15 protein-coding genes and 1 pseudogene are annotated in these 10,718 nt (G+C 39.7%); 8 read left to right on the forward strand and 8 right to left on the reverse strand.

The genetic code is table 11. The annotated features are described in order from the left end of the window. Window positions 1-51: 51 nt before the first annotated feature. From KV40_RS33725 to tnpA, 8 genes are all read right to left on the reverse strand, one after another. Window positions 52-591 (reverse strand): Nif11-like leader peptide family natural product precursor, encoded by a 540-nt coding sequence (locus KV40_RS33725; protein ID WP_072013901.1) that lies wholly within the window; start codon window positions 589-591, stop codon window positions 52-54. Window positions 592-596: 5 nt separating this feature from the next. After that, a complete protein-coding gene (locus KV40_RS25135) occupies window positions 597-854 on the reverse strand; it encodes a hypothetical protein (protein WP_036487149.1) in 258 nt (85 codons plus the stop codon). Window positions 855-937: 83 nt separating this feature from the next. Then, on the reverse strand, window positions 938-2,017 hold the full coding sequence (gene dinB, locus KV40_RS25140; protein WP_036487151.1) for a DNA polymerase IV: 1,080 nt from the start codon (window positions 2,015-2,017) through the stop codon (window positions 938-940). A 66-nt stretch (window positions 2,018-2,083) separates the two neighbouring features. Further along, entirely contained in the window at window positions 2,084-2,683 is a 600-nt protein-coding gene (locus tag KV40_RS25145; RefSeq protein WP_036487172.1) for a PAP/fibrillin family protein, read from the reverse strand. A 5-nt stretch (window positions 2,684-2,688) separates the two neighbouring features. Then, a complete protein-coding gene (locus tag KV40_RS25150; RefSeq protein WP_036487153.1) occupies window positions 2,689-3,141 on the reverse strand; it encodes an isoprenylcysteine carboxylmethyltransferase family protein in 453 nt (150 codons plus the stop codon). A gap of 33 nt (window positions 3,142-3,174) precedes the next feature. Beyond that, window positions 3,175-3,738 carry a hypothetical protein gene (locus KV40_RS25155; RefSeq protein WP_036487156.1) on the reverse strand — a complete coding sequence of 188 codons (564 nt, stop codon included), beginning with the start codon at window positions 3,736-3,738 and terminating at the stop codon, window positions 3,175-3,177. Between the two features lie 350 nt (window positions 3,739-4,088). Then, window positions 4,089-4,514, reverse strand: a complete 426-nt coding sequence (locus KV40_RS25160; RefSeq protein WP_036487158.1) for an Hsp20/alpha crystallin family protein — start codon at window positions 4,512-4,514, stop codon at window positions 4,089-4,091. Between the two features lie 282 nt (window positions 4,515-4,796). Continuing rightward, a complete protein-coding gene (gene tnpA / locus KV40_RS25165; RefSeq protein WP_036487159.1) occupies window positions 4,797-5,189 on the reverse strand; it encodes an IS200/IS605 family transposase in 393 nt (130 codons plus the stop codon). 41 nt (window positions 5,190-5,230) lie between these two features. Here tnpA and KV40_RS25170 point away from each other — a divergent pair. From KV40_RS25170 to KV40_RS32615, 8 genes and pseudogenes are all read left to right on the forward strand, one after another. Next, window positions 5,231-6,352 (forward strand): annotated as a pseudogene (locus tag KV40_RS25170) (RNA-guided endonuclease InsQ/TnpB family protein). Continuing rightward, window positions 6,349-6,606, forward strand: a complete 258-nt coding sequence (locus KV40_RS25175) for a hypothetical protein (RefSeq protein ID WP_172657338.1) — start codon at window positions 6,349-6,351, stop codon at window positions 6,604-6,606. Before KV40_RS25170 ends, KV40_RS25175 begins: the two are co-directional and overlap by 4 nt. Further along, window positions 6,596-6,784: a hypothetical protein gene (locus KV40_RS25180; RefSeq protein WP_036487162.1), complete on the forward strand. Its 189-nt coding sequence runs from the start codon at window positions 6,596-6,598 to the stop codon at window positions 6,782-6,784. The genes KV40_RS25175 and KV40_RS25180 overlap by 11 nt, the downstream gene beginning before the upstream one ends. A gap of 86 nt (window positions 6,785-6,870) precedes the next feature. Then, window positions 6,871-7,314 carry a LexA family transcriptional regulator gene (locus KV40_RS25185; protein WP_216595716.1) on the forward strand — a complete coding sequence of 148 codons (444 nt, stop codon included), beginning with the start codon at window positions 6,871-6,873 and terminating at the stop codon, window positions 7,312-7,314. A gap of 2 nt (window positions 7,315-7,316) precedes the next feature. Beyond that, window positions 7,317-8,651, forward strand: a complete 1,335-nt coding sequence (locus KV40_RS25190) for a Y-family DNA polymerase (RefSeq protein ID WP_216595717.1) — start codon at window positions 7,317-7,319, stop codon at window positions 8,649-8,651. A gap of 42 nt (window positions 8,652-8,693) precedes the next feature. Beyond that, on the forward strand, window positions 8,694-9,110 hold the full coding sequence (gene arfB, locus KV40_RS25195) for an alternative ribosome rescue aminoacyl-tRNA hydrolase ArfB (RefSeq protein ID WP_036487166.1): 417 nt from the start codon (window positions 8,694-8,696) through the stop codon (window positions 9,108-9,110). Between the two features lie 17 nt (window positions 9,111-9,127). After that, window positions 9,128-9,493: a hypothetical protein gene (locus KV40_RS25200; RefSeq protein ID WP_036487167.1), complete on the forward strand. Its 366-nt coding sequence runs from the start codon at window positions 9,128-9,130 to the stop codon at window positions 9,491-9,493. Beyond that, window positions 9,480-10,025, forward strand: coding sequence for a thermonuclease family protein (locus KV40_RS32615; RefSeq protein ID WP_081942933.1), 546 nt, complete (start codon window positions 9,480-9,482; stop codon window positions 10,023-10,025). Before KV40_RS25200 ends, KV40_RS32615 begins: the two co-directional genes overlap by 14 nt. The last annotated feature ends 693 nt before the right edge of the window (window positions 10,026-10,718 follow it).

Below are 10,718 nucleotides of genomic sequence, written 5' to 3' on the forward strand. Positions count from 1 at the left end.
TTAAACATCTAAATTTATTACGGTATGAAAATAGAGACACCAGTATAACTTTTACTCTAGTTCGTCTTCATAACCGATAACATCACCATCATCATTGGTTATGGCTTTTTTGCCTTCCCAATTAACTAAAATTGCATTTCCAGCTTCATCACGCTCTTTTCTGAGGATAACAACGCTTTTACCCGAATTTTCCGACCAGTCTTGAACTGTAAATCCTGCTTCAGTTTCTTCAGGGTATCTAAGAGCCATCTTCTGCCATGCTTCCTCTTCACTCTCGGCGTGAATATAATATCCCTGTCTGGCGGTTATGTCGTCGCGTCCATAACAGTCACAGGTATAAGAAGCATTGCGAGTACATCTGTATTCTTTTAGCGTCAGATTATCAATCTCAACAGGATTAGGCAGAATGTTATGAATGTGTTTTAAGCCTTGACGTAATTCATTGGCAGTAAAATCATAACCACGTTGTTTAGCTATAGCGAGCATAGCTGGTGTATCTTTTTTATCCAGAGCTTTCATAAACTGTGCTGCTAAATTATCGTCTTGAAGAACAGCAATAAAGAAATCAAGGACTGGCTTAGGTGCTGACATGGGATTTATTGGTAATTATCACTAGCTAATTCAATTAATTCCTGTAACTTCTCTGCTCCGATATATTCAATTATTTCTGACAAATCTTCTTCGGTAATTTTACCCTGTGAAAGAATTCCTCCACGCCAATGATTGATATTGTCATAGGTATTAGGGTCTAGTTGCTCGGCATTTGCTTCTAAGTATTGCTGAAGTTCGTGAGCCAAGGCAAAGACAAGATTTGACTGATTTCGTTTCTGAGAATGAGAATATTCGTTTTCCACAACTGATAACAGATTAGATTAGTATCGTAACTGGAGCGATCGCTGGTAGAAATTATTGTATCGCCCATACGCGCTCGGATATATTATTCAAACAGTGACAACTGTATTATCTTGGCTTTCTTTGAATTATTAAGATTAGACAGTGAAATACCCAACAAGCGAATATTTTTACCATCTAGTTCGACTATTTCTAGTAACTCTACTGCTTCAGTGATAATCACGTCTAAACTATTAATACACTTCTCAAAAGTGCGCGAGCGCGTAATCTGTTGATAATCTGAAAACTTTACCTTTAAAGTCAGCGTTCTACCTGAAGCTTGATGTCTGTCAATACGTTTTTTGAGTGTCTGTGCGATTTGTTCGAGTTTGATAATTATTGTTTCTTTATCCTTCAAGTTCTCGGCAAAGGAATTCTCTGCGCCAATTGATTTACGAATACGATTTGCTTCAACTACTCTATTATCCTTGGCTCTGGCGATGTTGTAGTAATAATTACCTACCTTACCAAAGGAACGTACTAGAAATTCACGCGATCGCTCTTTCAAGTCAAGTCCGTTATCGATCCCCAGACGGCGCATCTTCGCAGCAGTAACCTTACCAATGCCGTGAAACTTTTCTATGGGTAGAGATTCTACAAATGCTTCGGCTTCTTCTGGAAGGATTACAGTCATGCCGTTGGGCTTGTTCATCCCCGATGCTATTTTGGCGAGAAACTTATTAACGGAAACTCCCGCCGATGCAGTGAGATTGGTTTTTTTGAAGATCTCATCGCGGATATGTCGGGCAACTGTAGAAGCATAAAGCAATCCGAGCTTATTTTCAGTAACGTCTAAATAAGCTTCATCTAACGCCACTGGTTCGACGATATCTGTGTAACGCCTAAAAACATCATGGATTTGTGCCGATATTGCTCGATACACTTCAAATCTAGGTTTGACAAAAATAAGATTTGGGCAAAGAGCGATCGCTTGTTTGGATGGCATAGCCGAATGAATGCCGAACTTCCTTGCTTCATAACTCGCAGCAGCTACTACACCACGTTGACGGGGAGAAGCACCAACAGCCAAGGGTTTACCTCGGTATTTAAGATTGTCTCGCTGTTCTACCGAGGCATAGAAAGCGTCCATGTCAATATGAATAATTTTTCTAGTCTGATTCGCCATCAACTGAAAATTGAAAAGCCAATCATTAGTGTAGCCGTACTAATGAAGATTATTCACAACTTCTGATTAACGACAAAACACAAACAAATTTCCCGTCTTCCCTCGTCCTATTCTCGTATCCTCATCTAAGTATGAGGTAATCCATAACGCCTCATTTCTCAAAAACTCCAGCACTGGTATTTTTAGTTCGGGTAAAGTCCAGTCCGATTGACCGAGAAACTTAATAGCCTGTGCGGTAAAAGCATCAAACATAACCATAGCAGCTTGTTGGTCTGGTTCTGGTTGCCAAACTCCTTCAGCACTCAGTTTATATTCTCCAAGTAAGGGAAGTTCGATTAATGCCTGATTATCAGCCTTAATTTTTTCATCTAGGACAGCTAAAGATTGCCAGATTTTGTTGACTTTGATTGCAGTGCCTAAAACATTTGTCATTTCTGCGATGGGACGAGTAACGACTGTTCCGTTAGAAGCATAAACTAGCTGCCAGTCACCGACTAGGCTAGATAGATTATCAGATGCTAGCGGCTGTGTCATAGGATTTACATTCTCTAACCGCCTAATAGTGTCATCAATTGATGTGTCTGAAAAAGGAAGTATCGATCGCTCTTTGCCTATTGTTTCTATCTGACTAAAAAGTTGAGCTTTTAAATCTCTGTTTGCTGTCATCAATTTTAAATCCAACGCCTGACTGTAGCTTTGTATTCTCGATATTCCTCACCAAATTTAGCTTCGAGCATTTGTTCTTCTTCTTTGACAAACATTTCTTGGATTAGCCAAGCAAACACAGGAATAATAATTACAGGAGTCAGACTTCCCAGATAAAGCCACAAGCCAGTTAAGACAGTTATCATGCCCAAATAGATGGGGTTTCTACTATATTGAAATATTCCTTCTCTGACTAGATAACTTGATTCTTGAAAAGGTTTAATGGTCGTATTTTTTTGCCGAAATAAATAGTCACAGAACAAAGCTACTGTGATTCCGAGAGCGATCGCTCCGATGCCTAAATAAGTAACGGGTGGGAAAAATAGCTGTCTGACAGGTAGCACCAAATGCAGTCCAACCATCAAGATAATCGATAGTAAAAACCAAACAGGAGGTAATAAAACTTTCTGTAAGTTCATGTTTTTAGTCTCCCAAAGATACCTGTTCTTATCTTAAATCTTCCCAAACGGCTTGCCGTACTTACCCCAATTCTCTTTATTAAAAGGACTCTGCCACCTGAGAATTAATTCTCGTTCCAATTTTAGACGAGCAGTGCGATCGCTAGGTGTATCGTACCAAAAAGCACTACACATTCTGACTTCCAAGTTATATTTACGGTGAAGCTCTACATAGTTTATTGCATAGTCCTTACAGTCATGCGTGCCGATCCATCTCTGTTTTGCCGTCTGCATCGTTTCTCCAACGTAGAGGAGTAATGGTAAGGCATTATCGATGATGAAGTAAATGCAGTTTTTATCTTCATGTTCTTTCATTCTGTAAAACTGAGAAGAGTGCAGCTTTAGTTCAAACGGATTAATTGAATCGCTATCGCAGTGAGCTAATGGTGCATCAAACAGGCTAGTTTGTTGTGGTGGCTCAGTGTTAAGAGTGTGTTGCTGATGCTCGAATATCTTTGACTTCCATTTGAGTAGAGCTTCTTTGCTCATAAGTTTTTGAGGCTGCTCTACTCGATAGGCTGGTCGGACATTAAATAAACTAAGTTGCTGTTCGCTCACTTTTGATGATAATTGACTGTCAAAGCAGCTAGATTAACACGAGTCAAACCACTAACCATCAAAATTTAAGTTTCTTTCTTGGCGATCGAACTCAAAATTATTAGACGAATAGAGTTACAAGCAATAGGAAACTAAAGATAGATATGCTTGTTTGGATAAAAATAGGTGAAATTAATGACTTCATTGTTTTTTCTCCTTAAGAAGGGTGAATTTGTTTGATTATTCTTTAAATAGCGATTGGGCTTAGCTCAAAAATAAGTGAGTGCATCTTAAACAAAAGCCCAGTCACATCAACTGCAACTGGGCTTAATAATTAAACTATATGACTATAGTTTGCTATCCCTGAAAGACTAAGCGGTAGCTTCACCGAGATTTACTTTGACTACTTTGTTTTTCTCTTCTTCAGACTTGGGTAGAGTCAAATTGAGGATACCGTCTTTGTACTCGGCAGTAACGTTGGTATTTTGAATGCGTGCAGGTAGAGGGATTACTCTTTGGAATTTACCGTAACGGAATTCAGAGCGAGTTTTTTCTTTGATTTCAGATTTGCGTTCTCCTGCGATCGCTACTCGATCTGCCATTACCTGAATGTCTAAATCTTTAGCTTCCATGCCAGGAACTTCTAGTTTGAGATGTAAAGCATCATCAGTTTCAGTAAGTTCGGCGGCAGGTACTTTGGCTAAGTTATTGAAGCCATCCGCATCATCGAATAAACGATTTAGTTGACGTTGTAAAGAAGTCGTTTCTTGCCAGGGATTGTATCTTACTAATGCCATGTTTGTTGTCTCTCCGATTGCTGTTTCTTAAGAGGTTTAGTTTAGAGTTTCTGTATATTTCGTGTTCGTTATTTATATCTTAATTAGCCCGAAAAAATAACTGTAGTGTGGCTTGTATCCCATACATGGTAGTAGTTTTATCCCGAACCAAAAAAGACGATTTTAGTAGGGGAAACTATACAAACGAAGTCGCAGCTTGATAGCCCACGAGCTTCAGCAGGGGGTACCTGCGCTGAGTCGTTTATCTGTAATAAATTAAACCACTCGTGGCGTGAGTTATGTCTAATCTTTGCCCTGAGCTTCGACATATTCTTTGATTGTCTCCAAGCTAACTTGTCTAGCAGTAGAAACAAAGTAGCTGCGAGTCCACATTGAAGGTAGTTTCTTCAAGCTATCAAACTCTTTTCTCAAATATCTGGCACTCATGCCTTTAATTTTGTGCATAATAGCTGGAATGCTCAGGTGACAAGGAGCGTTAACGAACAAATGCACGTGGTCGGATTTGATAGCTAAAGATATCAACCGACAATCCAGTTCTGATAAGGCTTGATGAATCAACTCATTAAGCCGCTTTTTAATTTCTCCTTTGAGAACTTTCTTGCGTCTTCTAGGTATCCAGATGAAGTGATAATTGATGTCTGAAACGGTTGTGTGAGTTCGTCTATATCTTTCCATTTTGTCTATCACTCATGTCTATCTAATGGTATTATAGACACATGAAGACGTTTGAATTTAAGCTATATCAACATAAACGGAACAAGCATCTGCATCGCGCTATTGACGCTGCCAGTAGTGTGTACAATCACTGTATTGCGCTGCACAAGCGTTATTATTCGATGTTCGGCAAACATTTGAATAAAAACAGGTTAATGAAGCATATAGCTAAATTGAGACTTAGAAATGCTTATTGGCTCTTGGTTAATGCACAAGCTGTTCAAGATATCGTGCAGCGCATCGAACGAGCCTACGAGCTTTTTTTCAAGCATCATAGTAAAGGAGTTAGACCGCCAAACTTTAGAAAAAAAATTAAATATAAGTCTTTTACGTTGAAGCAAAACGGCTACAGGTTTTTAGCCGACAACCAATTAAGAATTGGGAAGCGTGTTTTTAAGTTCTGGAAAAGCCGAGAAATTGAAGGAAAAATTAAAACAGTCACTATCAAGCGCAATTCACTCGGAGAGTTGTTTGTTTATGTGGTGACGGATTTTGTTGACAGTCAAATCGAGATTGCGACAGGTAAAAATGCGGGTTTTGATTTCGGCTGTAAAGTATTCTTGACTTGCTCGGATGGTACGGAAATCAAGTCACCATTGTTTCTCAAGCAATCATTGGGACAGCTACAGGTAGCTAGTCGCACGCATTCTACTAAGAAACGAGGTTCTAAGAATCGAGAGAAAGCTAGACAAAACCTTGTCAGAGTACATAAAAAAGTAGTGAATCGTCGCTCTGACTGGTTTTGGAAACTAGCACATCAGTTAACCAATAAGTTCGACTATCTGTTTTTTGAAACTCTCAATCTTAAAGGAATGCAGCGTTTATGGGGCAGAAAGATTGGTGACTTGGCATTAGCTGAGTTTTTGAAAATCTTAGACTTTGTTGCTGAAAAGAAAGGCAAAGTAGTCAGTTATATCGATCGTTGGTATCCTTCTACTAAAACCTGTTCCGAGTGCAATTTTGTAATCGATAAGCTTGGCTAAAACGAGCGTTATTGGGTTTGTCCGAGTTGTTCTACGAAACATGGACGCGATGATAATGCTAGCCGAGTAATTTTAAGAGTTGGGGCTACAACTCTGAGGTTAGGTGATGTCAGTCTGTCCCAGACAGCAATTGCCGTTTGAGCCTTGAATTTCACCGCATTCTATGCGTGGAAGTTAGTCAATTAATTAAGTTCGGTTTAGAAGTACAAAAAATGTATTTTGATGATGAGCTTTTTAACCCTGAAAACATAGAACATTGGTTGTTGTTAATTCTCTATTTGGCATTGACAATCTACGGTTTGTGGTTAGCCTGGAAGCAACCAGAATCAAACAGAGAGAAACCTAGCCATAGATACAACCGAAAAACGGGACAAGTAGAACGGAATGAAGATTGAATGCTTAATTGGTATCAGTGGCGCGACGTTGGTAGTTTATCGAGTTAATGAGTGTTTTAGTTATGCGATCGCCTTCTGGGACGGATGGGTTTGTCAACCTCAAGAAATATACTACACGGCAAAGGAAGCTCGTGATGTAGGAGTAAGCCAGATTGAATTGGTCATCGGCTATCGATAAATTTCTGAATAACGGATTTAACCGCTAATTTTTTAGTTTAGTGGTATTCTTGTATTTAATAAAAATGTATTACAGTTAATTTTATTGTGAGTATTATTTGTCCTACCAAGGTTGACGAGGTATATCGCGCCAGGACTTCCAAACATTATTCAATTCCTCTTTATAGTTGCAATGTAGCTGCTGGTTTTCCTTCTCCAGCCGATGAGTTTTTAGAGGGTAAACTAGACCTCAACCAACATCTAATTCCCCATCCTCTGGCTACTTATTTTGTCAGGGTATCTGGAGAATCGATGCTCGGTGCTGGTATTCATCCAGGGGATTTGTTAATTGTCGATCGCTCTATCGAACCAAAAGAAAATAAAGTAGTAATTGCTGTTGTCAATGGCGAGTTGTTAGTTAAAAGGCTTAAATACTGTGGCAAACAACCTTATCTAATTGCCGAACATCCCGACTATCCAGAATTAGCTATAACCGAAGCGATGGAGTTTCAAATCTGGGGTGTAGTTACCAATGTCATTCATGCGTTGTAGTTGTGAAAGGTATCTTTAAACCTAGCAGTAAGCAGATTGCTCTGATTGACTGCAATAACTTCTATGTTTCCTGTGAGAGAGTTTTTAATCCCAAATTAGAAGGTAAACCAGTAATCGTTCTTTCTAATAATGACGGATGTGCAGTGGCGCGATCGCAAGAGGCTAAAGACTTGGGTATTGCTATGGGTGTTCCCGTGTTTAAAATTAAGTCCAAGATTGCCAAACACGGAATTGAAGTTTTTTCTTCCAACTACGTGCTGTACGGCGATATGTCTGCGCGAGTTATGTCGATTCTGTCTCACTTTAGTCCTGAAGTTGAGATTTACAGTATTGATGAGGCTTTTATCGATTTATCCTGGCTAGAAGGAGATGAAATGAAAAAGTACGCGATCGCCATTAGAAGTACGGTGATGATGTGGACGGGAATACCAATATCTATCGGTATCGCTCCTACTAAAACTCTGGCTAAGATTGCCAATCGAGTTGCTAAGAAAAACCTTCAACATCAGGGGGTTTTTTTATATCCTCAAAGCGAAGCAGAACGGAAGGTTATTTTGAGTGCAATCGCAGTAGAAGATATTTGGGGTATCGGCAGACAGTACAGTAAATGGTTAAGGAGTGAAATTATTAACAATGCTTTGGAACTAAGAAATGCTCCAGAATGGCTGATTCAATCGAAAATGGGCATAGTTGGAGTTCGCTTGCATAGAGAATTAAACTGTATATTCTGTCTGAATCTGGAACTTCAACCTAAGCCTAAAAAGGCTACCTGTGTCTCAAGGTCCTTCCGTCGTCCAGTAACCACTTTAGCAGAGATGAAAGAGGCGATCGCTACTCATACCACTCGTGCGGCAGAGAAGCTCAGACAGCAGCAGCAGAACGCCACCAAAATTACAGTTTTTATTCATACCAGCAGGTTTAAGGAAAACTATTATTCCAACTCGGTTACTCTTCCTTTGCCCTTAGCCAGTAACCGCACTCCCGAATTAATTTATGTCGCTTTAAGAGGTTTGGAAGCTATATACAAAGATGGCTATGAGTATAAAAAAGCAGGTGTAATCATGCAAAGATTGCAGCCTGAAAACATTCAACAGGGTAATGTATTTTTACAAGTCTACGATCCTCAGAAGCAGGAAATATTGATGGAAACTATCGATCGCCTCAATGCAACTATAGGTAAGAATACCGTTTCCTTTGCCGTATCGGGAATTAAGAAACCTTGGGCAACTAAAAGGGATAGCGTAAGTCCGAGATACACTACCTGTTGGACTGAGTTACCTATAGTCAAGGCATCTCTACCAAGCTATCTTGAAAAACTGAAACTACTATATTCTTAGAATGAGAAGCTATCAATTCGATGTTTCAATTCGGTATTTATTTTGTTGAGAATATCAAAGCAAGTTAACATTCCCACTAGTGAGATCGATCTTAAAGCCGTTCGTTCGACTGGAGCGGGTGGACAAAATGTAAACAAAGTAGCTACCGCCATACATCTGCGTTTTGATATTCGAGCTTCTTCACTTCCCGAGCGCTACAAATACAAATTGCTGAACCTAAGTGATTCAAGAATAACGACCGATGGCGTTGTTGTTATTAAAGCCCAACAGTTCCGTACTCAACAGCAGAATAGAGAGGATGCTTTAAAGCGACTTAAGGATTTAATCAAAAGCGTATCAACTCCCAAGAAGAAGCGACTTGCAACTAAACCAACTAAAGGAGCAAGAAAAAGACGGTTAGATAACAAAGCCAAACGAGGTCAATTAAAGTCATTGAGGAAGAAGGTTGATTATGATTAGGTGAGTCTAAGAAAATTATGTATGAAAATCCCCGACTGCGTAGCGTAGCCATGCCGAAGGCTTATCGCTGTCTTCTCTACGCCCACAATTCCTATCTAATCTTTGCGGTTCATCCCAAAGGTGTAACTACTAAAACCTGTATGGACTTCAGACCAGACCCTAAAGCAGAGATACAAGAACAGTGGTCGCCTGAAGGATATAGCTGGTACAACAATGAACTAATTCCCAATCGTCCCTCTAGCTACACTCAGGCAGAACAGCTAGAGATACTTGATACGCATCCTGTATTTACTGGTGTCTGTCCTCAATGCAAATATAGGTTCACTGAAAGATTAGTTCACTACGATTGCCCCAATTGCGGTTGGGTAGATGATTCTGTTTGACTTTGGGAAGACTAAGAGAAACATTCTCTCTCAGTCGATGAAAGCTAAAGCAAAGCTATTTCTTTTCTATCTCCGTTATCGCAAACCTTTAATTCTTATTAGCGGTGCGATCGCTCTAATTTCTACTAGCTCTTACTTCTGGCTGGAATATAAATCTAGATCTATCAAGTACAATCCCTGGCAAGTAGTTGAGGTTAAGTCTGGCGATCGCTTTACTGTAGTTCGTGATAATGAAACTCAAACAGTTCAATTGTGTGGCATAACGGCAGCAGGAGAGGAAGCTAGAGATTATCTGCGATCGCTCGTTAATAAAAGTGATGGTACGGTTCAGCTTAAGAAAAGAAAGGAAACTTATGAAGCGTGGATGTTATTAAAGCCAGATTTTGAGTCACAGATTCATCTCAATACTTGGATGGTTGAAAAAGGTATGGCTAGACATGATGAACAAAATTCTAGTCACTGTCTTAGCAATGAAGCACTAGGATGGGCGGAAGCAGTAGCTAAAGAAGATAAATTAGGTATTTGGAAATAATAAGTTGTGGCGATCGCCTGAGTGAAAACTGTTGATGGTAGTTGGTAATGATGTACAGTAAAAGCATTAACTAGATAGACGTTTATTAGTTATGTTTCGGCTCATACACTTAATAGCTCTAGCTGTGGGAGTTTTAGCTTTCGTGGGAAACATACTATTTGGTCTTTACATCACAGTTTTAAAACTTACTTCCAATCGGCTCGTACCACTTCTGATCTCGCTCGCATTATTGTCAGTCTGGATTGTAATCAGTTATGTTGCCTATTTTCTAGTAGGCATTTCAGGATTTTCAGATTCAAAAGAAATCCTGTCGAGACTTACTCCTTCTTTAATAGTTCTGGCTTACGTGTTAATTGGTTTAGTAGTTGTTTTGGGTTTCAGAATTATCGATTTTAGAATTTAACTTTACTTGATTTGTTAGCGATCGCAACATTAATATCGTCGCTTCGCGGGCTGTCTGTTGAAATCCCCCCATTGCCCCCCAAGGGGCAGACCGTTACACGGTTCGGAATCGGTCAGAGTTGTCGAATTTCAGCAGCCCCAGTATAGCGTCGGCGAAATAACAATGTCGCTATCGCGGATTATTTATTGGGCAAAGGGTAATACAACAGCGACGCAGACAGATTTTATGGTTGCTTCGCGTTTAATAATTGTGTCTGCGATCGCCCTTTGCCTAGATCGCCGCTGCTACAT

The organism is Myxosarcina sp. GI1 (assembly GCF_000756305.1).
Taxonomy (GTDB): domain Bacteria; phylum Cyanobacteriota; class Cyanobacteriia; order Cyanobacteriales; family Xenococcaceae; genus Myxosarcina.